General features: G+C 69.5%; 19 protein-coding genes and 5 tRNA genes. 15 read left to right on the forward strand and 9 right to left on the reverse strand.

The annotated features are described in order from the left end of the window. From OG331_RS26545 to purM, 4 genes are all read left to right on the forward strand, one after another. Entirely contained in the window at window positions 1–798 is a 798-nt protein-coding gene (locus OG331_RS26545) for a sterol carrier family protein (RefSeq protein ID WP_406200549.1), read from the forward strand. A gap of 90 nt (window positions 799–888) precedes the next feature. Further along, a complete protein-coding gene (locus OG331_RS26550) occupies window positions 889–1,683 on the forward strand; it encodes an META domain-containing protein (protein ID WP_406200551.1) in 795 nt (264 codons plus the stop codon). A 61-nt stretch (window positions 1,684–1,744) separates the two neighbouring features. Then, the gene (gene purF / locus OG331_RS26555; RefSeq protein WP_391406351.1) at window positions 1,745–3,274 is read left to right on the forward strand and encodes an amidophosphoribosyltransferase; all 1,530 of its coding nucleotides are present in this window, start codon (window positions 1,745–1,747) and stop codon (window positions 3,272–3,274) included. Between the two features lie 45 nt (window positions 3,275–3,319). Then, a complete protein-coding gene (gene purM, locus OG331_RS26560; protein ID WP_406200555.1) occupies window positions 3,320–4,387 on the forward strand; it encodes a phosphoribosylformylglycinamidine cyclo-ligase in 1,068 nt (355 codons plus the stop codon). Between the two features lie 85 nt (window positions 4,388–4,472). On the opposite strand, the gene OG331_RS26565 is transcribed toward purM, so the two are convergent. Together OG331_RS26565 and OG331_RS26570 are read right to left on the reverse strand one after the other, a co-directional pair. After that, complete coding sequence (locus OG331_RS26565) at window positions 4,473–4,724, reverse strand: DUF3073 domain-containing protein (protein WP_406200557.1); 252 nt, start codon at window positions 4,722–4,724, stop codon at window positions 4,473–4,475. Window positions 4,725–5,040: 316 nt separating this feature from the next. Beyond that, window positions 5,041–6,129: a Leu/Phe/Val dehydrogenase gene (locus OG331_RS26570; protein ID WP_406200559.1), complete on the reverse strand. Its 1,089-nt coding sequence runs from the start codon at window positions 6,127–6,129 to the stop codon at window positions 5,041–5,043. A gap of 224 nt (window positions 6,130–6,353) precedes the next feature. On the opposite strand from OG331_RS26570, the gene OG331_RS26575 reads away from it, so the two are divergent. Both OG331_RS26575 and bldC read left to right on the forward strand, forming a co-directional pair. Next, window positions 6,354–7,196, forward strand: coding sequence for a hypothetical protein (locus tag OG331_RS26575; RefSeq protein ID WP_406200562.1), 843 nt, complete (start codon window positions 6,354–6,356; stop codon window positions 7,194–7,196). Window positions 7,197–7,768: 572 nt separating this feature from the next. After that, complete coding sequence (bldC, locus tag OG331_RS26580) at window positions 7,769–7,975, forward strand: developmental transcriptional regulator BldC (protein WP_003949541.1); 207 nt, start codon at window positions 7,769–7,771, stop codon at window positions 7,973–7,975. Window positions 7,976–8,467: 492 nt separating this feature from the next. On the opposite strand, the gene OG331_RS26585 is transcribed toward bldC, so the two are convergent. The 7 genes from OG331_RS26585 to OG331_RS26615 form a co-directional block, all read right to left on the reverse strand. After that, complete coding sequence (locus tag OG331_RS26585) at window positions 8,468–8,671, reverse strand: DUF6274 family protein (protein ID WP_406200564.1); 204 nt, start codon at window positions 8,669–8,671, stop codon at window positions 8,468–8,470. Window positions 8,672–8,843: 172 nt separating this feature from the next. Further along, window positions 8,844–8,918, reverse strand: a tRNA-Asp gene (locus OG331_RS26590). 94 nt (window positions 8,919–9,012) lie between these two features. After that, on the reverse strand, window positions 9,013–12,957 hold the full coding sequence (gene hrpA, locus OG331_RS26595) for an ATP-dependent RNA helicase HrpA (RefSeq protein WP_406200566.1): 3,945 nt from the start codon (window positions 12,955–12,957) through the stop codon (window positions 9,013–9,015). Window positions 12,958–13,077: 120 nt separating this feature from the next. After that, a tRNA-Phe gene (locus tag OG331_RS26600) sits at window positions 13,078–13,154 on the reverse strand. 26 nt (window positions 13,155–13,180) lie between these two features. Continuing rightward, a tRNA-Asp gene (locus OG331_RS26605) sits at window positions 13,181–13,255 on the reverse strand. A 37-nt stretch (window positions 13,256–13,292) separates the two neighbouring features. Then, window positions 13,293–13,365: transfer RNA gene (locus OG331_RS26610), tRNA-Glu, on the reverse strand. Window positions 13,366–13,445: 80 nt separating this feature from the next. Then, window positions 13,446–15,017, reverse strand: coding sequence for a metallophosphoesterase (locus OG331_RS26615; protein WP_406200569.1), 1,572 nt, complete (start codon window positions 15,015–15,017; stop codon window positions 13,446–13,448). Between the two features lie 85 nt (window positions 15,018–15,102). Between OG331_RS26615 and OG331_RS26620 the strand changes: the two genes are divergently transcribed. From OG331_RS26620 to OG331_RS26660, 9 genes are all read left to right on the forward strand, one after another. Next, the gene (locus OG331_RS26620; RefSeq protein WP_406200572.1) at window positions 15,103–15,453 is read left to right on the forward strand and encodes a metallopeptidase family protein; all 351 of its coding nucleotides are present in this window, start codon (window positions 15,103–15,105) and stop codon (window positions 15,451–15,453) included. A 119-nt stretch (window positions 15,454–15,572) separates the two neighbouring features. Then, the gene (locus OG331_RS26625; protein WP_406200574.1) at window positions 15,573–16,112 is read left to right on the forward strand and encodes a hypothetical protein; all 540 of its coding nucleotides are present in this window, start codon (window positions 15,573–15,575) and stop codon (window positions 16,110–16,112) included. 276 nt (window positions 16,113–16,388) lie between these two features. Then, entirely contained in the window at window positions 16,389–18,533 is a 2,145-nt protein-coding gene (locus OG331_RS26630; protein WP_406200576.1) for a DEAD/DEAH box helicase, read from the forward strand. A 165-nt stretch (window positions 18,534–18,698) separates the two neighbouring features. Then, the gene (locus tag OG331_RS26635) at window positions 18,699–20,249 is read left to right on the forward strand and encodes an amino acid permease (protein ID WP_406200578.1); all 1,551 of its coding nucleotides are present in this window, start codon (window positions 18,699–18,701) and stop codon (window positions 20,247–20,249) included. A 129-nt stretch (window positions 20,250–20,378) separates the two neighbouring features. Then, window positions 20,379–20,451: transfer RNA gene (locus OG331_RS26640), tRNA-Lys, on the forward strand. 379 nt (window positions 20,452–20,830) lie between these two features. Next, a complete protein-coding gene (locus tag OG331_RS26645; protein ID WP_406200580.1) occupies window positions 20,831–21,835 on the forward strand; it encodes an STAS domain-containing protein in 1,005 nt (334 codons plus the stop codon). A gap of 235 nt (window positions 21,836–22,070) precedes the next feature. Continuing rightward, window positions 22,071–22,418 (forward strand): STAS domain-containing protein, encoded by a 348-nt coding sequence (locus tag OG331_RS26650; RefSeq protein ID WP_406200582.1) that lies wholly within the window; start codon window positions 22,071–22,073, stop codon window positions 22,416–22,418. A 174-nt stretch (window positions 22,419–22,592) separates the two neighbouring features. Continuing rightward, window positions 22,593–22,940 (forward strand): hypothetical protein, encoded by a 348-nt coding sequence (locus tag OG331_RS26655; RefSeq protein ID WP_406210289.1) that lies wholly within the window; start codon window positions 22,593–22,595, stop codon window positions 22,938–22,940. A 508-nt stretch (window positions 22,941–23,448) separates the two neighbouring features. Next, complete coding sequence (locus OG331_RS26660; RefSeq protein ID WP_406200584.1) at window positions 23,449–26,727, forward strand: S8 family serine peptidase; 3,279 nt, start codon at window positions 23,449–23,451, stop codon at window positions 26,725–26,727. The last annotated feature ends 16 nt before the right edge of the window (window positions 26,728–26,743 follow it).

The raw sequence follows: 26,743 nt of genomic DNA on the forward strand, positions 1-26,743 counted from the left end.
ATGCCCCCGGCCAAGAAGCGCGCCCGCACCTACGACCCCGCCAGGATCCGCACCGCGGTCCTCACCCAGTTCGGGCACGTCCGCGAGGCCGTCCGCACCCTCACCCCCGAGCAAGTCGCCCTGCCCACCCGCCTGGCGGGCTGGACCGTACGGGACCTGGCGGCGCACGTGGCCATGACTGTGGACGCCGTGAGCCGCCACCTCGACCGCGACGAACCGGCGAAAGCCGAGCTCGCCCTCCTGGACTGGCCCTTCGCCACCGCGGCCCTCGCCGGCGACATCGACGACGGCACCCGCGACCTGGCCGCCGCCAACCCCGACCTGGTAGCCCTCTACGCCCGCACCGAGGAACGCCTCACGCAGAGGCTGGCGGACGCCCCCGGCGACCGGCTCCTCGCCGCCCGCATCGGCGCGATGCCCCTCGCCGACTACCTGGTCACCCGCACCGTCGAGCTCGTCGTCCACACCGACGACCTGAACGCCGCCGTCCCCGGCCTCGACATCCCGTACGACCGGCAGGCCCTCGCCGCCTGCACCCGCCTCCTCGCCGACGCGCTCGCCGCGAAGGCGCCCGGCGGGTCGACCGAGGTGCGGATTCCGCCGTATGCCGTCGTGCAGTGCGTCGAGGGGCCGAGGCACACCCGGGGCACGCCGCCGAACGTCGTCGAGACCGATCCGCTGACCTGGATCCGGCTGGCGACCGGGCGGGTGGCGTGGCAGGCGTCCGTCGCGCAGGCCAAGGTGCGCGCGAGCGGCGAGCGGGCGGATCTGGGCGGGCTGCTGCCGCTCATGGGGTGAGGCGGGACCGGCGAAAGGGCGACCGCGGCCGGCGTGCCCCGTCCGGCCTCACAAGCGGAACCAGTCTCGCGTCCCTCCCGTCCCACCGGCATGAACACACTCGGCACACTCGGTAAGGACAAGAAGCGACTGGCCGCCGTTGCCACGCTGACCCTCCTCCCGCTCGCCGTGGCATGCGGCAGCGAGGACGCGGGCAGTGACACGGTCGGCTCCGGGGCGTCGGCCTCCGTCACCGGCGCGCACTGGGCCGTCGACGAGGTCACCGTCGACGGAAAGAAGAGCGCCGCCCCGAGCAACGCCTATGTGCGCATCGCCGACGGCGGCGCGGTCAAGGGCAACCTGGGCTGCAACGGCTTCGGCGCCGAAGCCGCCTTCACCGACAGCAAGGTCACCTTCGACAAGATGCAGGCGACCGAGATGGCCTGCGAAGGCGTCCCCCCGAACTTCGAGGTGAGCCTCGCCCGCACCCTCTCCGACGGCAACCTCACCGCCGAGGTCGACGGCGACAAGCTCACCCTCACCACGACGGACGGCGACCGCGTCGCCCTCACCAAGGAGAAGGCGGCCCCGCTGGCGGGCACGAAGTGGGCCATCACCAGCCCCGACACCGACGGCAAGGCCCACCTCACGTTCGACGAGAAGACCGGCCTGGTCAACGGCAGCCTCGGCTGCAACAAGGTGAGGGCCGAGGCCACGGTCCGCGACGGCAGTATCACGCTCGGCACGGCGTCCACCACGCGAATGATGTGCGACACCTCACTCATGAATACGGAGAAGACCCTCCTGGGCCTCTTCGACGGCACGGTGAAGTACCGAGTGGATCACCGCACCCTCGTGCTGACCAGCGAAAACGGCGAACGCGTAAACGCATCCGCCGCTGAGTGATCCTTTACAGGCGCGTATCCCCAATTCGGACCAGTGGTCGATCTCGCCTACACTCGGAGCCGTGCCACGTGGTGACGGTCGACTCAATCACGATCTGCTTCCCGGTGAGAAAGGCCCCCAGGACGCTTGCGGCGTCTTCGGTGTCTGGGCCCCGGGTGAAGAGGTCGCAAAGCTCACGTACTTCGGGCTCTACGCCCTCCAGCATCGGGGCCAGGAATCCGCGGGAATCGCGGTCAGTAACGGCTCCCAGATCCTCGTCTTCAAGGACATGGGCCTGGTCTCCCAGGTCTTCGACGAGACCTCTCTCGGATCGCTCCAGGGTCACATCGCAGTGGGCCACGCCCGCTACTCGACCACCGGTGCCTCCGTCTGGGAGAACGCCCAGCCGACGTTCCGTGCCACCGCGCACGGCTCCATCGCGCTCGGCCACAACGGCAACCTGGTCAACACGGCGCAGCTCGCCGAGATGGTCGCCGACCTGCCCAAGCAGGAGGGTGGCCGCACCCCGCGCGTCGCGGCCACCAACGACACCGACCTGCTCACCGCGCTGCTCGCGGCCCAGGTCGACGAGGACGGCAAGCCGCTGACCATCGAGGAGGCCGCCCACACGGTCCTTCCGCAGGTCAAGGGCGCCTTCAGCCTCGTCTTCATGGACGAGAACACCCTGTACGCCGCCCGTGACCCGCAGGGCATCCGCCCGCTGGTCCTCGGCCGCCTGGAGCGCGGCTGGGTCGTCGCCTCCGAGTCCGCCGCCCTCGACATCTGCGGCGCGAGCTACGTCCGTGAGGTCGAGCCGGGCGAGTTCATCGCCATCGACGAGAACGGCCTGCGCACCTCGCGATTCGCGGAAGCAAAGCCCAAGGGCTGTGTCTTCGAGTACGTGTACCTGGCCCGCCCGGACACCGACATCGCCGGCCGGAACGTGTACCTCTCCCGCGTGGAGATGGGCCGCAAGCTCGCGAAGGAAGCCCCGGTCGACGCCGACCTGGTCATAGCGACCCCGGAATCCGGCACCCCGGCCGCCATCGGCTACGCGGAGGCGAGCGGTATCCCGTTCGGCGCGGGTCTCGTGAAGAACGCGTACGTCGGACGTACGTTCATCCAGCCCTCGCAGACCATCCGCCAGCTCGGCATCCGTCTGAAGCTGAACCCGCTGAAGGAAGTCATCAAGGGCAAGCGCCTGGTGGTCGTGGACGACTCGATCGTGCGCGGCAACACCCAGCGGGCCCTGGTGCGCATGCTCCGCGAGGCGGGAGCGGCCGAGGTCCACATCCGGATCTCCTCTCCCCCCGTGAAGTGGCCCTGCTTCTTCGGTATCGACTTCGCCACCCGCGCCGAGCTCATCGCCAACGGCATGTCCATCGACGAGATCGGCACCTCGCTCGGGGCCGACTCGCTCTCCTACATCTCCATCGACGGCATGATCGAGGCGACCACCATCGCCAAGCCGAACCTCTGCCGCGCCTGCTTCGACGGCGAGTACCCGATGGAGCTCCCGGACCCCGAGCTGCTCGGCAAGCAGCTGCTGGAGACGGAGCTGGCCGCCGGCCCGGCCGCCACGGCCGCGGCCGACGCGATCCGCCGCCCGTAGGCGGCCCGTAACACCTGCCGTACGACACGAAGGTTCTCTACTGCCATGTCTGAGACAACTGGTGCCAGCTACGCAGCAGCGGGCGTCGACATCGAAGCGGGCGACCGCGCGGTCGAGCTGATGAAGGAGTGGGTGAAGAAGACCCAGCGCCCCGAGGTCCTCGGCGGCCTCGGCGGTTTCGCCGGCCTCTTCGACGCCTCCGCCCTCAAGCGCTACGAGCGCCCCCTGCTCGCCTCCGCCACCGACGGTGTCGGAACCAAGGTCGACATCGCCCGCCAGATGGGCGTCTACGACACGATCGGCCACGATCTGGTCGCCATGGTCATGGACGACATCGTGGTGTGCGGCGCCGAGCCGCTGTTCATGACCGACTACATCTGCGTCGGCAAGGTCCACCCCGAGCGGGTCGCCGCCATCGTCAAGGGCATCGCCGAGGGCTGTGTGCTCGCCGGCTGCGCCCTGGTCGGCGGCGAGACGGCCGAGCACCCGGGTCTGCTGGGCGAGAACGACTTCGATGTGGCCGGCGCCGGCACGGGTGTCGTGGAGGCCGACCGGCTGCTGGGCCCGGATCGCATCCGTACGGGTGACGCGGTGATCGCCATGGCGGCATCCGGCCTTCACTCGAACGGGTACTCGCTGGTCCGGCATGTCCTGCTGAACCAGGGCGGCCTCGCCCTGGACGCGCAGATCGACGAGCTCGGCCGCCCTCTCGGCGAGGAGCTGCTGGAGCCCACCAAGATCTACTCGCTGGACTGCCTGGCCCTCACCCGCACCACGGAGGTGCACGCGTTCAGCCACATCACGGGCGGCGGCCTCGCGGCGAACCTGGCCCGGGTGATCCCGGACAACCTGCACGCCATCGTCGACCGCTCCACGTGGACGCCGGCCCCGATCTTCGACCTCGTCGGCCGGACCGGTCAGGTCGAGCGCCTGGAGCTGGAGAAGACACTGAACATGGGCGTCGGCATGATCGCGATCGTGCCGGAGGAGTCCACGGACGCGGCGCTGGAGACGCTGGCCGACCGCGGCGTGGACGCCTGGGTCGCCGGCGAGATCACGGACAGGGGCGACCACGAGACGGGCGCGGCCCTCGTCGGTACGTACTCAAAGTAGACACGCCTTGAGCTGAAACCCTGCAAGCAGCACAGAACCCGGTCGGCGACCGAAGTCACCGACCGGGTGGGTGCTCAATGCAAGGTCAAGCTCCGCGACGTTGCTGTGAGGGATCGCCGTCCTCGTCCTCGTCGTCGTCCTCATAGAGGTCGGCATAACGGGAGTACAAGTCGTCGTCATCCTGCCCATCGTCCTCGAACGGTTCGCCGTTCGGCGACTGGTTCGACGGCGATGCGCCCAGCTCGTCAGCCAGGCGTGAGAGATCCGTCCCACCGCTGTTGTACTTCAGCTGGCGGGCGACCTTCGTCTGCTTGGCCTTGGCCCGGCCGCGCCCCATGGCTCGACCCCCTTAACGACGGGGCTCGACGGCCCCAGAGTCTGACACGCGTTCATGATCCAGAACGGACTCTCCGTGGAGAGGCCGGTCCGTAGGGCTTCCACGGTACCTGAGCCCGCGCCCATACGGTACGTCGCCCGCAGCACGCGCGTGTGCACAGGACCTTCGAGGTGCCCTGTCCTCGCTGGTCAACCGCGATTTTAACCCTTTATCGGCGGTCGACCCGCCGGTAGAAGTGAGAGTTCTCTCCAACTGCCCACCGGCGGGTACCGCTCAAACCCTTTTCAGGGCTTCCGGATGATCCATTGCCCCCGGATCAGAGCGTCCTGCGTGCCTCCGCCATCCGCTGTTCGGCGATCCGGTCGGCCGCGGCGGCCGGCGGAATCCCGTCCGTCTTCGCACGTGCGAATATGGCCAGGGTGGTGTCGTAGATCTTCGCGGCCTTCGCCTTGCACCGCTCGAAGTCGAAGCCGTGCAGCTCGTCGGCGACCTGGATGACACCGCCGGCGTTCACCACGTAGTCGGGCGCGTAGAGGATCCCGCGGTCGGCGAGGTCCTTCTCGACGCCCGGGTGGGCGAGCTGGTTGTTGGCCGCGCCGCACACCACCGAGGCGGTCAGCGCCGGCACGGTGTCGTCGTTCAGGGCTCCGCCGAGCGCGCAGGGGGCGTAGATGTCGAGGCCCTCGGCCCGGATCAGGGTCGCGGTGTCGGCGACGGCCGTCACACCCTCCGGGTGCGCGGCGAGGATCCGGCCGACGGCCTCCTCGCGCACGTCCGTGATGACGACCTCGGCGCCCTCCGCCCGCAGGTGCTCCACCAGGTGGTGGCCGACCTTGCCGACGCCCGCGATGCCGACCTTGCGGCCGCGCAGCGACGGGTCGCCCCACTGGTGCTGGGCCGAGGCGCGCATGCCCTGGTAGACGCCGAAGGCGGTGAGCACGGAGGAGTCGCCCGCGCCGCCGTTCTGCGGGGAGCGCCCGGTGGTCCAGCGGCACTCGCGGGCCACGACGTCCATGTCGGTGACGTACGTACCGACGTCGCACGCGGTGACATAGCGGCCGCCCAGCGAGGCCACGAACCGGCCGTAGGCCAGCAGCAGCTCGTCGGACTTGATCTTCTCCGGGTCGCCGATGATCACGGCCTTGCCGCCGCCGTGGTCGAGACCGGCCATGGCGTTCTTGTACGACATCCCGCGCGCGAGGTTCAGCGCGTCGGCGACGGCCTCTTCCTCGGTCGCGTACGGGTAGAAGCGCGTACCGCCGAGGGCGGGGCCCAGAGCGCTGGAGTGGATGGCGATGACGGCCTTGAGGCCGCTGGCGCGGTCCTGGCAGAGCACGACTTGCTCATGACCCCCCTGATCCGAGTGGAACAGGGTGTGCAGGACGCCGTGTGTTACGTCGGTCACTGTGGTGACTCCTGAGTACGGTGCGGCGATTGGAGCGAGCTCCCGTACGGGTGGCGGGAGAGCTGTTGAGCATGAGATTAAACCCGCCGGCGCCCGTCCAACCCGCAGTGCTCAGGATCACCTACTCCCGGAGTACACCCGTGCGACGATTTGCATAGTTTTCCCGCACGTTTGTGAGCGGGTTTCGCAGGTTTCCCTGGCAGACGGCGGGGGAGGGAGCAGGCGTGCCCAAGGTGTCCTCGGTGATCGTCCCGTACGCGACCTATCTGCGGGTGTACGAGCCACTGGCCGCCTTCCCGGAACCGGAGCGCGACCACTGGGCCCGCTATGCCCGCCGTGCCGACCGCCCCTCGTACCAGGACGAACTGCGCCGCTCGCTGGCCGACTTGCTGCCCACTCCGCCCATCCCCGTGCCGGTGCACGAGAGCGGCGACGCCTTCGTGCTCGAGGTCGAGGGGGTGCTGTGCGTGTGCCCGTGGCGCACCCGGCTGCGCGGTTGGCAGGCCCTGGAAGAGCTCGGCGACGAGCTGCCGGGGCCCGTCCTGGACGCGGTGCTGCCGGAGGTCGTACGGCGCCAGGCGGCCCAGGACTACGAGCGCTGGCTGGCCCGCAACCCGGACGCCCGGCCGTGGATCCGCACCTCGACCTGGCAGGTGCCGCTGCACTGGTTCGTGCTGGTGTCGGACGGGGAGCGGCGCTTCGAGAAGGGCTCGGGCGACATTCCCCCGATGCTGCGCTACCGGACGCCGATGGTGCAGGCGCGGCGGCGGGTGGCGCGGGCCCTGCGGACCCTGAAGGACGCCATCGACGAAGGGCCCCTCATCGACGGCCTGCTGGACGTCGGGCGCTGGCTGGAGGAGTTCCATCCGCGCTCACTGGTCGAGCTGGACTACGGCGGCCTGGTGCACACCCTGCCGGCCGGTGAGCTGGAGGACGACCACTCGGCTGCGGACGTGGCCGACGGCATCGACGCGCTGCGGCGCGGCGACGGGGCGGCCGCGGGGACGGCCTACGGACGGCTGGTGGAGCGCTGGCGGTCGGTACGGGACCGGCGTTCCGCCAACTGAGCGGTCCGGGTGAGAAGTCATGACTGGTGTGACGTAACGAACTGTGTGATGTAACGAACTGGCGTTTGACGAAACGCCCGTTTTGGGGTTTCGTGCTCGCTCTGGGGTTCCTGATGTCTCGTCAGCATGGGACGTAGGCCCCGATCCGGGCGTACTGCGCGAAGGATGCGTCAATGCGCTTAAGCGTGACGGACCGCACTTACGCGGCTCTTGCGCCCCTAACCCCTCCTCGTGCCAAAATAGGACAAGGAGTCCGGGGAGGACTCTCGCTCGACATTGCACGCTTTGGGGGGTCTTGAGACTCCTGCACGCCACTGTGACTGATCGTCACAGGGGCGTGACTGTCCGCTATGGCATGGTCCATCGGCTTCCGTCGCTGATGAACACCTGGAGGGGCAATTCCATCGGTTTGGCCGACGCGGCTGGACAGATGGTGTAGTTGTAGTGCCGAGGACAAGCCGTTCGTCCTATAACCGACTCGACTCGCGTCCGCCATTTCGGGCAACGCGGGTCAAGGTGCAGAATTTAGAGGAAAGAACCGAGAAGGTTCGGTTCTCCCGAGGAGGCCGCTCATGACCGCTCGCACCCCTGATGCCGAGCCGCTGCTGACCCCGGCTGAGGTCGCCACCATGTTCCGCGTCGACCCCAAGACGGTCACGCGGTGGGCGAAGGCCGGGAAGCTTACTTCGATCCGTACGCTCGGCGGGCATCGCCGCTACCGCGAGGCGGAGGTCCGTGCACTGCTCGCGGGCATCCCGCAGCAGCGCAGCGAGGCCTGAACAACTTCATAACCGGGCAAAACGGCAGTTCCCCCAACTGTCGCGGCGCCCGACCCCTAGCTCCAAGCGACGCGGGTTCTGCCCCAACAGAGCCCACGCCCAGGCCAATCAGAGCACTTCAGGCACGCAACAAGGGTGCGTCGTGGATCGCGCTGGACTCCGCCGAGTCCAGCGCGATCTTTTTTGTGCGCACGATGTGTGCCGGCAGGTGGTCCTGTGGGCAGCCTTGTCGGAGTCTGGGGAGGCGCGTCGGATCTCCTGTGGACTCGCCCCGAGGGTCACCCAGTGTGTACCCGGCGATCGCCGGAAGCTGGTGCAATTGCACATATTAAATTGACCAGTTGTAGGCGAGGTGTAAGTACCAGGCTTCCGGAAACTCATGCGGTGACACCCGTCACATGACGTGGTGCTTGTTGCCTCTGGCCCAAGTGCGCTATTGGGGCACACGGCTTCCAGCGCCCCATGACGGGGCGGCAGTTGACGTTGCCCAGGTCACGCCGAGGACGTGGCCTCGTCCTCGGCGACGTCCTCAGGGGGTGGAGCCGGCTGGGCGGGGTGCGGGGCGGAAGCCATCGCCAGGCGCAACAGGCGATGGCAGATCGGGCAGTGCCGAGTGAGATGTCGCGGATAGCAGGAGGCGGCCGACAGGTGCGCACGGAGCAACGCCCGCGTCTCGTGCCTAGTCGATGCCGCCATACGCCACCTCCAGGGGCCACGCCGGGAAGAGCCCTGGTTTCTGGGTACCGAGCGAATGTGACTCCGTCAAGGTGGCGGGGGGCTCCCCCGGCCACCGGGTGACGCCGAACCGGCGCCGGAACACGAAGAAGGCCCGCTTCCCTTGCCGGGATGCGGGCCTGCCTCTTCACTGCGGTCCTGACGGGATTTGAACCCGCGGCCTCCACCTTGACAGGGTGGCGAGCACTCCAAACTGCTCCACAGGACCTGGTTTCGCTGCGCGATTCGTGCGTTGCGCTGCGAGAAGAGACTGTACAGGAGGGTGAGCCCACTGGTCGAACTCACCCTGCGTACGCGGGCCGTTACGGCGCCAGCGCGTCGATCGCCTTCACGATCCGCTTGTCCGAGATCGGGTACGCCGTTCCGAGCGCGTGCGCGAAGTAGCTGACGCGGAGCTCCTCCAGCATCCAGCGGACGTCCAGCACCTGCGAAGGGACCGGACGGCCCTGCGGCATCTGCTCCAGCAGCCAGGCGTACTCGTCCTGCATCTCGTGGACCTTCTCCATACGCGTCGTGTCGCGCTGGACGTTCGTCGGCATCTGCTGGAGACGGCGGTCCACCGCGATCAGGTACCGCATGAGGTCAGGCAGGCGGCGCAGCCCCGCCTGCGTCACGAAACCGGGCTTCACCAGGGCGTCCAGCTGCTTGCGGACGTCCGTGAGGTTCGCCAGCAGGACAGGACTGCGTACGGCCTTCAGACGGCGCTCGGCGGCCTGCCAGGCGGCCAGCACCTGCTGCACCTGGCCCACCGCACGGACCGTCGTGTCGACGATCTCGGCGCGCACCTTGTCGTACAGCTTCCGGTACGACTCCTCGTCCCACACCGGCCCCCCGAAGTCACCGATCAGCTTGTCCGCCGCCGCCATGGCGCAGTCGTCGAAGAGAGCCTGGATCGAGCCGTGGGGGTTGGCGGACAGGGCCAGCTTCGCGGCGTTCGTCAGCTTCTCGGACGCGAACTTCGCCGGGTTGACCGGAATGTTGCGCACGATCAGGCGGCGGGTGCCCTTCCACATCGCCTCCGCCTGCTCCTCCTCCGTGTCGAAGAGCCGGACCGAGACCGTGTCGCCGTCATCCACCAGCGCCGGGTACGCCTTGACCGGCTGGCCGGCGCGGCGGGTCTCGAAGACACGGGTCAGCGTGCCGATGGTCCAGTCGGTCAGTCCCTTGCGTTCCAGGGACTCACCGCCCTGGCGGGAGGCGGTGGCCGCCGCGGCCTGCGAGAGGGCCTGCCGCGCCTTCGGCTTCAGACGGAGCCTGAGGGTCTCCAGGTCCTTGTCCTCCGCCAGCTTTCGGCGCCGCTCGTCGATGATCCGGAACGTGATGCGCAGATGGTCGGGGACCTTCGACCAGTCGAAGTCGTCGGCGGTGAAGGGAACTCCGACCATGCGCTTCAGCTCGCGCGCCATGGTCACCGTCAGCGGCTCCTGCAGCGGCACCGCCGCATCCAGGAAGCGCTTCGCGAAGTTCGGCGCCGGTACGTAGTGGCGGCGGATCGGCTTCGGGAGGGAGCGGATCAGCTCCGTCACCAGCTCCTCCCGCAGTCCCGGGATCTGCCAGTCGAAGCCCTCGTCCGTGACCTGGTTGAGGACCTGGAGCGGGACGTGGACCGTCACGCCGTCCGCGTCCGCGCCCGGCTCGAACTGGTACGTGACACGGAACTTCAGCTGCCCCTGCCGCCACGCGTCGGGATAGTCGGCCTTCGTGACCGCCTCGGCCGACTCCCGGATGAGCATCGCCCGCTCGAAGTCCAGGTACTCCGGCTCCTCGTGCCGCTTGTGCTTCCACCAGGAGTCGAAGTGGGCACCGGAGACCACATGGTCGGGCACCCGCTGGTCGTAGAAGTCGAACAGCGTGTCGTCGTCCACGACGATGTCCCGGCGCCGCGCCCGGTGCTCCAACTCCTCGACCTCGCTGAGGAGTTTGCGGTTGTCGGCGAAGAACTTGTGGTGTGTGCGCCAGTCGCCCTCGACCAGGGCGTTGCGGATGAACAGCTCCCGGCTGGTCTCCGGGTCGATACGGCCGTAGTTGACCTTGCGCTGGGCGATGATCGGGACGCCGTACAGCGTGACCTTCTCGTACGCCATCACCGCGGCCTGGTCCTTCTCCCAGTGCGGCTCCGAGTACGTGCGCTTGAGCAGATGCTCCGCCAGCGGCTCGACCCACTCGGGCTCGATCTTCGCGTTGACGCGGGCCCAGAGGCGCGAGGTCTCCACGAGCTCGGCGGACATCACGAATCGCGGGGGCTTCTTGAACAGGGCCGAGCCGGGGAAGACCGCGAACTTGGCGCTGCGGGCGCCCAGATACTCGTTCTTCGCGCCGTCCTTCACGTCCTTCATGCCGACGTGCGACAGCAGGCCGGCGAGGAGGGAGACATGCACGCGGTCGGCGGGGGCGTCGTCCTCGTTGAGGTGGATGCCCATCTGCTTGGCGACGGTACGCAGCTGCGTGTAGATGTCCTGCCATTCGCGAATGCGCAGGAAGTTCAGGTACTCCTGCTTGCACATCCGCCGGAACGACGACGAGCCCCGCTCGCGCTGCTGTTCACGGACGTAACGCCACAGGTTCAGATACGCGAGGAAGTCGCTCGTCTCGTCCCGGAAGCGGGCGTGCTGCTGGTCGGCCTGGGTCTGCTTGTCGGCCGGGCGCTCGCGCGGATCCTGGATGGACAGCGCCGCCGCTATGACCATGACCTCGCGGACACAGCCGTTCTTGTCGGCCTCCAGGACCATCCGGGCCAGCCGCGGGTCGACGGGCAGCTGAGCGAGCTTGCGGCCGGTGTCCGTGAGCCGCTTGCGTGCGTCCTTCTGCGCCGGATCCAGCGCACCGAGCTCCTGCAGGAGCTGCACGCCGTCGCGGATGTTGCGGTGGTCCGGCGGATCGATGAACGGGAACTTCTCGATGTCGCCCAGGCCGGCCGCGGTCATCTGCAGGATGACGGACGCCAGATTCGTACGGAGGATCTCCGCGTCCGTGAACTCCGGGCGGGCGACGAAGTCGTCCTCGGAGTACAGCCGGACGCAGATACCGTCGCTCGTCCGGCCGCAGCGGCCCTTGCGCTGGTTGGCGCTGGCCTGCGAGACCGGCTCGATGGGCAGCCGCTGCACCTTCGTGCGATGGCTGTACCGGCTGATCCGGGCGAAGCCGGGGTCGATGACGTACTTGATGCCCGGAACGGTCAGCGACGTCTCCGCGACGTTGGTCGCCAGAACGATCCTGCGGCCGGTGTGGGGCTGGAAGACGCGGTGCTGCTCGGCATGGGAGAGCCGGGCATAGAGCGGCAGGATCTCCGTGAAGCGGTACTGCTTCTTGGTGAGCGCGTCCGCCGTGTCCCGGATCTCCCGCTCCCCGGAGAGAAAGACGAGGATGTCGCCCTTCCCCTCCCCCATCAGCTCTTCCACCGCGTCCGTGACCGCGGTGATCTGGTCGCGGTCGGCGTCCTCGGAGTCCTCCTCCAGGAGCGGCCGATAGCGCACCTCCACCGGATACGTCCGGCCGCTGACCTCGATGATCGGCGCGTCACCGAAGTGCCGGGAGAACCGCTCCGGATCGATGGTGGCCGAGGTGATGACGACCTTCAGATCCGGCCGCTTCGGCAGCAACTGGGCCAGATAGCCGAGCAGGAAGTCGATGTTCAGGGACCGCTCGTGGGCCTCGTCGATGATGATCGTGTCGTAGGCGCGCAACTCGCGGTCGGTCTGGATCTCGGCCAGCAGGATGCCGTCCGTCATGAGCTTGAGGAAGGTCGCCTCCGGGCTCACCTGGTCGGTGAACCGCACCTTCCAGCCGACGGCCTCGCCGAGCGGCGTGTCGAGCTCCTCGGCCACACGCTCCGCGACGGTCCGGGCGGCGATACGGCGGGGCTGGGTGTGCCCGATCATGCCGCGGACGCCACGCCCCAGCTCCATGCAGATCTTGGGGATCTGCGTGGTCTTGCCGGACCCCGTCTCACCGGCGACGATCACGACCTGGTGATCGCGGATGGCGGCCGCGATGTCGTCCTTCTTCTGGCTGACCGGCAGCTGCTCGGGATACGTGACCGCGGGCACCCGGGCCCGCCGGCCGGCGATCCGCTCCTCGCCCTTGGCGATCTCCGCCTCGATCTCGGCGAGCACGGCGGCCCGTGCCTCCGGCTTACGAATCTTGCGCGCACCTTCGAGCCGCCGCCCGAGCCGCTGCGCATCACGCAGGGACAACTCGGTCAGACGGGGGGCGAGGGCGCCCAGGGCGGGGGCGGGGTGCGTAGACATACGCGGTCCAGGATCTCATCCCACCGAAATCCGTGGCGAACGCTTTTGTCCGCGGCGCCCGGCGGCGGTTGGGGCAGGACGTGCGAAAGCCCCCGCCGAGTGATCGGCGAGGGCTTTCTGTGGTGGCTGGGGCCGGGGTCGAACCGGCGACCTATCGCTTTTCAGGCGATCGCTCGTACCAACTGAGCTACCCAGCCGTGAGGGCTCTTGCGAAGCCTCACAGCGGTCCTGACGGGATTTGAACCCGCGGCCTCCACCTTGACAGGGTGGCGAGCACTCCAAACTGCTCCACAGGACCATGCGATGCGTACGACAGTGTCGCACACCGTACTGCGTGCCCCCAACGGGATTCGAACCCGTGCTACCGCCTTGAAAGGGCGGCGTCCTAGGCCGCTAGACGATGAGGGCTATCGGCCCGCCTGGGCGCTTCTCAGCGCGTCGGGGACGTGAGAAGCATATGGGATGGCGGGAGGTATCGCCAAAACGGTTTACGGGGTGGGGGTGGGGGACGTGGGGGACGTCGTCGTGGATTCGGTGGCGCCCGGTTGGTTCTCCTCCACCAGGTGGCGCCTCACCTCCGCGGTGGTGAGGCCGAGGCCGCCGAGTTCGATCTCGTCCCAGGCTTGCAGGCGGCGGGTCTGGCGGTCGAAGTAGAGGATCGAGGTCTGGATGGGGTCGGGGTGCTTGCCCTCGATGGCGCGCAGGCCGCTGCCGCCGGTGGAGCCTTCGATACGCAGGCGGGTGCCGTAGGGGAGGAGCTCCGTTTCCTGGTGGTGGATGTGGCCGGCCAGGGCGAGGGGGACCTCGCCGTCGGTCTGGCGGGCGGCCACGGGTTCGTGCGCGACGGCGACGTCGACGGGGGTGCCGGCGGTCTTCTGGTCGCGCAGGGAGGTGGCCAGGCGGGCGCCCGCCAGTTCGTTGGCGGCGTCGCCGCCGGGGACCTGGGAGCGGTCGGGGGTGAACTGGGGGTCGCCCGTGCCGGCGAAGCGCAGGCCGGCGACGGTCTTCGCCTTGCCTTCGTCGAGGACGTGGACGTTCTTGAGGTCTTCGAGGTAGCGCTGCGTGAGGCGGGAGTCGTGGTTGCCGCGGACCCAGACGTAGGGGGCGCCGAGGTCCTCGATGGGGTCGAGGAAGCCGTTCTCGGCGGCGGTGCCGTGGTCCATGGTGTCGCCGGAGTCGACGATGACGTTGACCTTGTACTGGTCGACGAGCGAGCCGATGATCTTCCAGCTCGCCGGGTTGAGGTGGATGTCGGAGACGTGCAGGACGCGGATGGTGGTGGGGTCCGGCGCGTAGGCGGGGAGCGTGGAGGTGGCGTCGTAGAGCTTGGTCACGTTCGTGACCAGGCGGGCCAACTCCTTTTGGTAGACGTCGAATTCGGTGACGATGCTGCGGGCGTTGCCGACCAGGGACGGGGCGGAGGAGAGCAGCCCTGAGAACTTCGGTTCCAGGACCGACTCCGGTTTCCAGGTGGCGTACGCCGTGCCGCCGGAGGCGGCCAGGAGGGTGAGGGCGAGGCCGCCGGCGGCGAGGGCGCGGCGGGGGCGGCGGTAGACGGCGAGGCCGAGGGCGGTGGCGCCGGTGACGACGGCGACGCAGCTGCGCAGGGCCAGGTCGACGGTGCCGTGGGTGACGTCCTGGGTGACTTCGTCCTGGAGGCCGGAGAGGCGTTCGGGGTGGTCCACGAGGGCCTGGGAGCGGACGGGGTCGAGTTGGTCGACGTTGACGTCCAGGCGGACCGGGGCGATGTGGCTGTCGAGTTGGAGGGCGCCGAGGGGGGAGACGTTGATCTTTGTGCCGCCGGTGAGGGAGGGGCGCAGGGTCATCGTCGTGTTCATGGGGCCGACGGGGGCGCGGACGTTGCCGACGATCAGCAGGCCGAGCCAGGTGCCGATGAGGACGACGACGACCAGGCCGACGGCGCGGGTCCACGGGTGGGGCTGGGTGACGAGTTCCGGGGTGGGGCCCGGGCGGCGGGTGGCGTAGCGGCGGGCGAGGGCGCGCGGGGCCCTGGGGAGGGGTCCGACAGCTTTCCTGAACGCGGCGGGGACGCGGGCCATTGGTCCCGTATGCCCAAGTGCCGTGGTGGATATGCGGGGCCGTTGGCGGCTCCTTCTTGGCTGGTTCGTGCCTGACAATGGGCGTGTGCTGGAGATGACGCGCGAGGAGTTCGAGGAAACGGTCGCCGAGGCGCTGGACCGGATTCCGCCGGAGTTGACGCGGCTGATGGACAACGTCGCGGTGTTCGTCGAGGACGAGCCGCCGGCGGACGATCCCGAGCTGCTCGGGTTGTACGAGGGGACTCCGCTGACCGATCGCGGGGAGTGGTACGCCGGGGTGCTGCCGGACCGGATCACGATCTACCGGGGACCGACGCTGCGGATGTGTGAGTCGCGGGAGGAGGTCGTGGCCGAGACGGAGGTGACGGTGGTGCATGAGATCGCGCATCACTTCGGGATCGACGACGAGCGATTGCATGCGCTCGGGTACGGGTGAGGCGGCTCCGGGGTCTTTCGGTGCCGGGGTTGTGTCGCAGTGGTGCGGGCGCGTGTCCTCTTGTGGGCGGCGGGAGTTGGGCACGTTGACTTCTTCGCCCGCCCCTGGAGGTGGCTCCCGTGCGCCCCTTGTACGTACCTGTCCGTCTGGCTGCCACGGTGATGGCCGTCGCCGCTGCCGCCGGCTGTATGAGTGTGGGTGACGACGGTGGTGGCGGGGGTGCCGAGCCGTCGCATTCGGCGGGGGAGCGGGGTGGTGAGGCGCCCGACGGGGGTGCGGCGGTGTCGGGGGGCGGGTCCGGGTTCGGGGCGCATGCGGATGACGGCAAGCGGGCGAAGGGGAAGGGCAAGGGAAAGGACGCGGACAAGGGCGCTGAGTCGGGTTCTCCGTCGGCCTCGCCGTCCGCGGATGCGAGTGCGTCCGCTCCTGCCGGGGACAGGCCGCCGGTGAAGCCGGGGCAGAGCGAGAAGCCGGGTCCCACGCGTACGGCCGAGCCGACGCCCACCCGGCCGGCGGATCCGGAACCGACGCCGACGGAGCAGCCGACGTCCGTCACGCCTACGCCCACCGTGGCCGAGCCGTCGTCGTCGGCGCATGAGGAGACGGGGCCGCAGTTGGCTCAGCGGGAGCCGGCGCCGGCTGCGGGGGCGCCGGCGTGAGGTAGGGCCTGCGGGGGTCGAGGGGGCAGGGCACGTGAGGGTGCCTAGGGCCGGGGCGAGTGACGTTGCCTACAGGGTTGACGGCTGGTTTGCGCTGGGGGGCCGGGGGTGCGTATGGTGGTAGATCGTTTGATCCCATTTGCCCGGCGCCACTGCAGAGCGCGCCGTGTGGCGCGTACTCTCCCTTGCCGTGGCGGACCGCATTGAGGCGGTCGATTGCGAATCACGGAGTTGACGGGCGCGTGCCGACGAGACTCCGGAAGGTTTCGCATACGCATGTCCATTTCCAGTACTGATCACGTCGTCATGCCCGAGGACGCTGAGAACGCGGTCGTCGAGGAGGCCCCCGAGGCCACCTTCGCGGACCTCGGTCTCCCCGAGGGCGTCGTGCGCAAGCTTGCGCAGAACGGCGTGACCACCCCCTTCCCGATCCAGGCCGCGACCATCCCGGACGCCCTGGCCGGCAAGGACATCCTGGGCCGCGGTCGCACCGGCTCCGGCAAGACCCTGTCGTTCGGTCTCCCGGCGCTGGCCCGCCTCTCCGGCGGCCGCACCGAGAAGCACCGTCCGCGCGCCGTCATCCTCACCCCGACCCGTGAGCTCGCGATGCAGGTCGCGGACGCTCTCCAGCCGTACGGCGACCAGCTCGGCCTGAAGATGAAGGTCGTCTGCGGCGGTACGTCGATGGGGAACCAGATCTACGCCCTGGAGCGCGGCGTGGACGTGCTGGTGGCCACCCCCGGCCGCCTGCGCGACATCATCAACCGCGGCGCCTGCTCGCTGCAGGACGTCGAGGTCGCCGTTCTCGACGAGGCCGACCAGATGTCCGACCTGGGCTTCCTGCCCGAGGTCACCGAGCTGCTCGACCAGGTCCCGGCCGGCGGTCAGCGCATGCTCTTCTCCGCGACCATGGAGAACGAGATCAAGACCCTCGTCGACCGGTACCTGAAGGACCCGGTCCTGCACGAGGTCGACGCCGCGCAGGGTGCCGTGACGACCATGTCGCACCACATCCTGATCGTGAAGCCCAAGGACAAGGCGCCGGTCACCGCCGCGATCGCCTCCCGCAAGGGCCGCACCATCATCTTCGTCCGCACCCAGCTGGGCGCCGACCGTGTCGCCGAGCAGCTGCGCGACGCCGGTGCGAAGGCGGACGCGCTGCACGGCGGTATGACGCAGGGTGCGCGCACCCGGACGCTGGCCGACTTCAAGGACGGTTACGTCAACGTCCTCGTCGCCACGGATGTCGCCGCGCGCGGTATCCACGTCGACGGCATCGACCTCGTGCTGAACGTGGACCCGGCCGGTGACCACAAGGACTACCTGCACCGCGCGGGCCGTACGGCGCGTGCGGGGCGGACCGGTTCGGTCGTCTCCCTCTCCCTGCCGCACCAGCGGCGTCAGATCTTCCGGCTGATGGAGGACGCGGGCGTCGACGCCTCGCGCCACATCATCCAGGGCGGTGCCGCCTTCGACCCGGAGGTCGCCGAGATCACCGGCGCCCGTTCGATGACCGAGGTGCAGGCGGAGTCGGCGGGCAACGCCGCTCAGCAGGCCGAGCGTGACGTCGCCCAGCTCACCAAGCAGCTGGAGCGGGCGCAGCGGCGTGCCGTCGAGCTGCGTGAGGAGTCCGACCGGCTCGTCGCCCGCGCGGCGCGCGAGCGCGGTGAGGACCCCGAGGCTGCGGTGGCCGAGGCGCAGGCCGCGGCGGCCGAGGCCGTCGAGGCGGTCGTGCCGGAGCAGCCGGCGGCGCAGGACGTCGACCGGGCCGAGCGTACGGAGGCTTCGGCGCCGTACGAGCGTCGTGAGCGGCGGGACGACCGGGGCGGGTTCAACCGCGACCGTGACCGTTCCTTCGACCGTGACCGTGGCGGCCGTTCCTTCGAGCGCCGTGACAACGACCGTGGTGGGTTCAACCGCGACCGTGACCGCGGCGGCGACCGTGGCTTCGAGCGTCGGGACCGGGACGGCGACCGTGGCGGCTTCCGTCGTGACGACCGCGGTGACCGTGGGGGCGACCGTGGCGGCCGTTCTTTCGACCGTGACCGTGGCGGCCGTTCCTTCGAGCGCCGGGACGGCGACCGTGGCGGCTTCCGTCGTGACGACCGCGGTGACCGTGGGGGCGACCGTGGCGGCCGTTCTTTCGACCGTGACCGTGGCAGCCGTCCGTTCGAGCGCCGTGACAACGACCGTGGCGGCTTCCGTCGGGACGACCGGCCGGCCGCCGGGCGTTCCTTCGAGCGGCGTGACGAGCGTGGCGGTCACCGTGGCAGCGACCGTCCCTTCAACCGCGACGACCGCCCGGGCTTCCGCTCCGGCGGCCACGAGCGGCCGTACGGCCGTCGTGACGACCACCGTGGCACCGGCGGTTCGTCCTTCGGACGCCGCGAGGACAAGCCGCGCTGGAAGCGCAACGGCTGAGCCTGCCGCATCGGCTGACGCCGTGTGAGGCTCGCTGAGTGAGCATGGAAGGGCCCGTACGACTCGTTCGTACGGGCCCTTCGCGTTGCACCGCGGAGCTGCAAGGGCCTCTTCTAGCCAAGATGTGACGTGTGTCATGCCCCCGGCGAGGGAATCGCAGGGGACATGACAGATGACGCCATAGCGAGCGGGCGGTCCTCCGGGAAGGTCTCGGACGAAGAGCGGCTGGCCCAGCTCGGCTACACGCAGGTTCTCGCCCGCCGCATGTCGGCGTTCTCCAACTACGCGGTCTCCTTCACGATCATCTCGGTGCTGTCGGGCTGTCTGACGCTCTACCTGTTCGGCATGAACACGGGCGGTCCGGCGGTGATCACCTGGGGCTGGGTGGCCGTGGGCCTGATGACCCTCTTTGTCGGCCTCGCCATGGCCGAGATCTGCTCGGCGTATCCGACGTCGGCGGGCCTGTACTTCTGGGCGCACCGGCTCGCGCCGCCGCGTACGGCCGCCGCCTGGGCGTGGTTCACGGGCTGGTTCAACGTGCTGGGCCAGGTGGCGGTGACCGCCGGCATCGACTTCGGGGCGGCGTCGTTCCTGGGCGCGTATCTGAACCTTCAGTTCGGCTTCGAGGTGACCCCGGGCCGCACGATCCTGCTCTTCGCGGGCATCCTCGTCCTGCACGGCCTCCTCAACACCTTCGGCGTGCGCATCGTCGCCCTCCTCAACAGCATCAGCGTGTGGTGGCACGTGCTGGGCGTCGCGGTGATCGTCGGAGCGCTGACCTTCGTACCGGACGAGCACCAGTCGGCGTCCTTCGTGTTCGGCGAGTTCGTGAACAACACCGGCTGGGGCAGCGGGGTGTACGTCGTCCTGGTGGGTCTGCTGATGGCGCAGTACACCTTCACCGGGTACGACGCCTCGGCCCATATGACGGAGGAGACGCACGACGCGTCGACAGCGGGCCCGAAGGGGATCGTGCAGTCGATCTGGACGTCGTGGATAGCGGGTTTCGTTCTCCTGCTGGGCTTCACCTTCGCGATCCAGTCGTACGAGGGGGCCCTCACGTCCCCGACCGGCGCGCCGCCCGCGCAGATCCTGCTCGACGCGCTGGGGGCGACGGCGGGCAAGCTGCTTCTGCTGGTCGTCATCGGGGCGCAGTTGTTCTGCGGGATGGCGTCCGTGACGGCCAACAGCCGTATGATCTACGCCTTTTCGCGCGACGGTGCCCTGCCCTTCTCGCACGTGTGGCACACCGTCAGCCCCCGCACCCGGACGCCGGTGGCGGCGGTGTGGCTGGCGGCGGGCGGGGCGCTGGTGCTCGGGCTGCCGTATCTGATCAACGTCACGGCGTACGCGGCGGTGACCTCGATCGCGGTGATCGGCCTCTACATCGCGTACGTCATCCCGACGCTGCTGCGGCTGCGCATGGGGGACGCCTTCGAGCGCGGGCCGTGGCACCTGGGGCGCTGGTCGGGGGTCGTCGGGGTGGTCGCGGTGACGTGGGTCGGTGTGATCACGGTGCTGTTCATGCTGCCGCAGGTGTCCCCGGTGACCTGGGAGACCTTCAACTACGCCCCGGTCGCCGTCCTGGTCGTCCTCGGCTTTGCCGCGACCTGGTGGCTGGCGTCGGCCCGGCACTGGTTCCTCAACCCCGACCACGAGCGCACGATCGCCCGGGACGCGGCCCGTGCGGGGGCGCCCGAACCGGTGGATCCGTAGCACTGCGGCGCGCGGGTTCCGCGAAGAGCTCCTCCCGCGGCCCTCCGCCACCGCTGACGTGGCCGTGACCCCGATACCCGATCGGATCCACGGCCACGTGCGGCTATGCTCGGGGTGGCAACATCGCCTGGGCCCTTAGCTCAATTGGCAGAGCAGTGGACTTTTAATCCATTGGTTGTGGGTTCGAGTCCCACAGGGCCTACGGTGCGGGTGACGGGGGGTAGCCCCTCTGACCTGCTGCGCAGCGCCTGAGGCGACTTAAGTTGGCTCGGGCGCTGCTTCGTTTTCGGCCCACGAGTGGGCCCTTTGCCGCGGACGTCTCCATGAGCCGTTCGGCAGGCGGTGCGCCCGGTTTCGATGAGCCCGTCCGAGACTGCGGGTCGAGACCGTCGGCGGCGTACCGTGGAGGTACCGAGGGCATCGCGCATTCCGGCTGTCTTGCCGGGGCGTCCTCGGCGCGAGACGAACCCCGGGCCGCCCGAGCGGACGGTGCGGAGACGGGTCGGCATCATGTACGCCGCGATCACTGCAACTCCGCACCCTGCCGAGGTCGTTGTGAATCCCTGCCGAGGGGCGGGGTGATGGCTGTGCGGCGGCTGGACATCCACCGGCGTGACAAGGGGGAGCGAGCCCTGGTCACGCTGCTGGGTGAGGTGGGGCCGGCCACGGCGCCCCTGCTACGGGCCGCGCTGGAGCAGTGCTTGCGTGACGGCATGACCGTCATCGACGTCGATCTCACCACCGTCGGCTCCTGCGACGCCAAGGGCCTGGACGTGTTCCTGACGGCGTCACGCCGTGCCGAGCGGGTGCACGCCGCGCTGTGGCTACACCATCCGTGCGCGCAGATCACCCGGCTCCTCGCAGCCACCGGCTCCGCTCCCCTGCTCCTCGCGGCCCCGGCCCATGCGGTGCCACCCGCACTGCTCCATGGCCTGCTGGACACATCCGCGTCGGTCGGGTCGGCCGGAGGGACACGCGCGTCCGGCGGCCGCGCGGAAGTGCCGGTGCTCAAGGACGGGATTCGTCTGCGCCGGCTGAACCGCTGGCAGGCAGAGGGGATGAGAGAAGAAATCGCCGACTTGGCCGTGGCAACCGTCGCCGGCTCCTCGGGACAGGCGCACCGAGAGCGGGTCGACTTCCTGTGGCGGCTTGCCGTCAGCGCGCGACGGCCCGGCTTCGCGTTGCTGCTCGCCGAGACGACGGTGCTGGTGGGATGCAGCTTCGGATTTCCGGTGAGCCCCGAGGGCTGCTCCGAGCGAGGGCTGCAGGAGTGCATCGGGCGGCTCGCCGGCGGTACCGGGTTCCTGCTCCTCACTCAGGTCGTGGCTCAGCACCAGGGCCAACACCGCGACATCGGCCGCCGCCTGCAGCAGCGTCTGCTGGCCGATCGGCACGCCGCCCTCGGGGTCGCCCTGCTGCACCCGGCCGACCTGGCCGGACAAGCCGCTTACGAGTCGTGGGGTTGGCTGAACCGCGGAGAGTTGCTCGGGCTGCCCGGACGGGGCGCTCCTTGCGTGCTGACCCTGTCGCGGGACAGCGGACCTCCGGTGCCTGCCTCCCGGGGCACCGGGCGGGCCCGGGCGTAGTGGGAGAGGTGGTCCGCTCCCCAACAGGCCCGGTCCGGCGGCTGACCTGGTCGACATCGGTGGGCGTCTATGACAATCCGTCAATACCTGGAGAAACGGCCCGCTTCCTCCCTGCCGGCAGTAGGTTGGTCGTACGGCTGCACGTGACCCCGGCCCTCTGCGTGAAGTCCCCTTCCGCGCAACAGAGCCCTGCGCAAGGCAAGAGCCACCTCAGCGACAGAGGAGATGGGCACACATGGGCCCGTACCCCGATCTGTTCGACCAGTGCCGCGTGGTCCGGGTCGGGGGCGAACTGGACCTGACGACCACACCGGCCTTCGCGCGTGACCTGGAGGACGCCCGCCACGGCACCGGCCGACTGTTTCTGATCGTCGACCTGAGCGATGTGACGTTCATGGACGGCAGTGTCCTGGACCCCTTGTGCGCGGCGTGGCGCGACTGCCGCGGGCGGAGCGGATGGGTGCGCGTGGTCCACACCCGGCGGGCGTCGAATCTGGTGTTCCGGGCCGCGGACCTGCTGAAGCGGTTCCCGCGGTACGCCAGTGTCCAGGACGCCTGGCAGGACGTACCTGCGGAGCGATGACCGGTGATCAGCGACGGCATGGCTATGCCTTCGTGGCGTGCTGTGGAAGGAATGTGGTCTGGTGGACTCACTGGCATCGCGTTAACACGGGTCGGCGCCGGACGTCGACTGGCGGCATGGCGCAATGTCATGCCGCTCCGGAAATCCGGCACGACGCACAGGAAGCGGCACTTGATGATGTACGACCAGAATCGCGCCCGACAGCCCGCAGACCAGCCCCGCGGCGTCGCGGGAAGCCGCGGCCCCGGCCCGGCACCGCTGTTCCCGTCGGCCGAGCGTGACAGGATCGCCCAGCGTCTCGGACGGGCCCTCAACACCTTCCCCGACACCCCGCTTCAGTCACTGGAGGAGGCCGAGGGCGCCTTCGACGAAGCCACAGCTCAGCTCATGGCCGCCCTCGGCGAACAGCGGCGTACCCTCCGCGCGGGCTGGCAGGACCACGATCCCGAAACGCAGTCCGCCGAACTCCACCTCGCGTTGAGGCAGTACCGGGAGGTCACCCAACGACTGCTCCGCCTCTGAGCATGGGTGAGCGGACGATGTCGCAGCGCCCGAGCCGACTTCGGTCGGGTCGGGCGCTGCCTCGTTCTGAGGCTCGTGCGTGAGCGTCGCGGCGACGAGGCGCAGATCGCGCGGGGTGACGGGCGGCAGGCCGGTCGTGGCGAGGGTGCGGCGGAACGTTTCCGAGAGCGTCCGTGTCGTGTGGTCGCCCAGGACCACGATGTTCACGCTCTGCTGAGGGCGGGGCGATGGCGGAGTTCAGTGCCGCGCAAGGGCCGCGCCTCCCAAACCTCAGGCATCCCGCCAGTCCCCGCCGCCTCACAGGAATGTCACAGCCTGCCCCGATGCGTCCGCCATGGCGCTTGGCGGGTTTGTGCCAGGCGGAGATCTCCCCGCCCTGAACTATCAACAGAAATCGGTCCCTTGAGGGAAGCTGGGCGATCATCCGGGATCACATTCCGGACCGCGGCGGTCGAAGGTGCTCGATCCGGCCGCCGACGTCTATGTTCCTTCAGCACCAGGGATCACGATGCCCCCCACCCCCCACACGGCCCCGATATCGGGCGGTAAACGCGTCGCCCGTATCGCCGTGGCCGCAGGCCTCGTCGCCGCGCTCTCCGCGGCCGGCCCCATACCCCTCGCCCTCGCCGCGGACGGCTCCACCGCCACCGCGGCCGACCCCGGCGTCAAGTCCGCTCATGACAAGCTCGGTGCGGACGACGCCGACCTCCTCGCCGAGGCCAAGGCGCAGCGCGACAAGACCGTCACCATGATGATCGCCACGGCGCCCGGGCAGACCGAGAAGGTCGCCGCGGAGCTGGACGCGGTCAAGGGCGGCTCCGTGGGCCGTACCTACGACAGGCTCGGCTATGTACGGGCCACCGTGCCGACCGGCAGGGCGGACTCGGCCATCGCGTCCGCCGCGCAGCTCTCCTCCGTGCAGGCCATCGACCTGCGGGACGAGATACCCCTTGAGGAGCCGGGCCTCGACAGCGGCGCCAAGTCGGCCGCCTCCGCGGCCACTTACCCCGGCCCCGACAAGAACACCCCCGCGAAGAACCCGTACAACCCGTCCTTCGAGACGGGCGCCGTCGACTTCGTGAAGAAGAACCCGAAGGCGGACGGCCGCGGCGTCACCATCGGCGTCCTCGACACCGGCGTCGACCTCGCGAGCCCCGCGCTGCAGAAGACGACGACCGGTGAGCGCAAGATCGTCGACTGGGTGACCGCAACCGATCCGATCGCCGACGGCGACGGCACTTGGCGGGCGATGACCACCTCCGTCTCCGGGCCGTCCTTCACCTTCGGCGGCAAGAGCTGGACGGCGCCCGAGGGGGCGTACCAGGTCAGCACCTTCCGCGAGGACGTCACCGAGCAGGGCAAGGCCGCGGACGGTGACGCCGACGGTGACGTCAACCGCGACGGCGACACGACCGACGACTGGGGCGTCCTGTACGACGCCAAGGCCGGCAAGGTCACCGTCGACGTGAACGACAACGGCGACTTCACCGACGACACCCCGATGAAGCCGTACAAGGACGGCCACCAGGTCGGCCACTTCGGCACCGACGACCCGGCCACCGGCATCGCCGAGAGCCAGGACTTCGTCGTGGAGGTCCGCAAGGACGTCCCGATGGACCCGCTGGGCGGCGACTGGGCCGGCAAGAAGGCCGACTTCGTCAACATCGGCCTGACCGCCGGCGCGCACGGCAGCCACGTGGCCGGCATCACCGCCGCCAACGGCCTGCTCGGCGGCAGGATGGACGGCCAGGCCCCGGGCGCCAAGATCGTCTCCAGCCGGGCCTGCGTCTTCGGCCCCGGCTGCTCCAGCGTCGCGCTCACCGAGGGCATGATCGACCTCGTCGCCAACCGTGGCGTCGACGTCGTCAACATGTCCATCGGTGGCCTGCCCCCGCTGAACGACGGCAACAACGCGCGTGCGGAGCTCTACACACGGCTCATCGACACCTACGGCGTCCAGCTCGTCCTGTCCGCGGGCAACTCCGGCCCGGGCGCCAACACCATCGGCGACCCCGGCCTCGCCGACAAGGTCATCTCGGTCGGCGCCGGCGTCTCCAAGGAGACGTTCGCCGCCAACTACGGCACCGGCGTGCGCACCAGGTACCAGCTGTTCAACTTCTCCTCGCGCGGCCCGCGTGAGGACGGCGGCTTCACCCCGACCGTCGTGGCCCCCGGCGCCGCGGTGAGCACGATCCCGGCCTGGATGCCGGGCGCGCCCATCGCCGAGGCGGGCTGGAAGCTCCCGGCCGGCTACGCCATGTACAACGGCACGTCGATGGCGTCCCCGCAGGCCGCGGGCGCGTCCGCGCTGCTGCTGTCGGCCGCGAAGCAGAAGGGCATCAAGCTGACGCCCGAGAAGCTGCGCACCGCCCTCACCTCGACCGCCCACCACATCGAGGGACTCCAGGCATACGAGGAGGGCGCCGGCCGCATCGACGTCGCCGACGCCTGGAAGGCGGTCAAGGCGGGCGCCACCGCCCACGACTACGCCGTGAAGGCCCCCGTCGACACCGCGCTCGACCAGGCGCTGAAGACGCCGGGCTCCGGCACCGGGCTGTACGACCGAGAGGGCGGCCTCAAGGCCGGCAAGAAGAAGACGTACGACGTCACCGTCACCCGTACGTCCGGCCCCGCCGGCTCCCTCCCGCACAGCCTGCGCCTGGCCAACAACAAGGCCCGCACCTTCTCGATCCTCGGCCCGAAGGTCGTCGACCTGCCGCTGAACAAGCCGGTGACGGTCAAGGTGCAGGCAGTGCCGAAGCAGGCGGGCATCAAGAGCGCGATCCTGGAGGCCGACGACCCGAGGACGGTCGGCGTCGACAAGCAGATCCTCACCACCGTCGTGGTCTCCACGCCGGCCAAGTACACCTTCACCGCCTCGGGTTCGGTGCAGCGCAACAACTTCAGGTCGTACTTCGTGACCGTCCCGGAGGGCACGAAGTCGCTGGAGATCACGCTCGGCGGGCTGAAGCAGGGCAGCCGGACGTTCTTCACCGCCATCAACCCCTACGGCGTTCCCGCCGCGGACAACAGCCCGGACACCAAGGACCTCCCCGAGTCCGCCGAGCCGGTGCCCGGCGTCTGGGAGATCGTGGTCGACTCGCGCCGTACGTCGGCGCTGCTGGACAACCCGTTCAAGCTGAACGCCACCGTGTACGGCGCCTCCTTCGACCCGGAGTCGGTGACCGTGCCGGAGGCCAAGGTCGGTTCCCCGGTCGCCGCCTCCTGGACGGTGACCAACAAGCTGGAGGCCGTCGAGGGCAACCTCAAGGGCGGCGCGCTCGGCTCGTCGAAGACCGCGCGGCCGACCATCAAGGCCGGTGAGACGCACACCAGCACCATCGAGGTGCCCGAGGGCACGACCTCGCTGGACGTCTCCATCGGCAAGGTCTCCGACCTGGGCGCCGACCTCGACCTGTCGGTGTACGACGCCCAGGGCAAGCTCGTCGGCCAGTCCGCGGACGGCGACGCCGAGGAGTCCGTCTCCATCGCCGGCCCGGCCGCCGGCAAGTACACCGTCGAGGTGGCCGGCTTCGAGGTGCCGTCCGGTTCGACCGCGTACGACTACCGGGACGCGTACTTCTCCTCCGCGCTCGGCTCGGTCAAGGTCGACGAGTCGGCGCCGGTGAAGCTCGGTACGGGTGACTCGGCGAAGGCGGCGGCGACCGTCACCGTCGCACGGGCCGTGCCCGAGGGCCGTCAGCTCTTCGGTGAGGTACGGCTGGTGAACACGCGCGGGACGACCGCGGGTGTCGGCGGGGTGACGATCGAGAAGGTCACGCCGTAGTCGTCGGCATCACGAC

It is taken from the genome of Streptomyces sp. NBC_01017 (assembly GCF_045162795.1).
Lineage (GTDB): Bacteria > Actinomycetota > Actinomycetes > Streptomycetales > Streptomycetaceae > Streptomyces > Streptomyces machairae.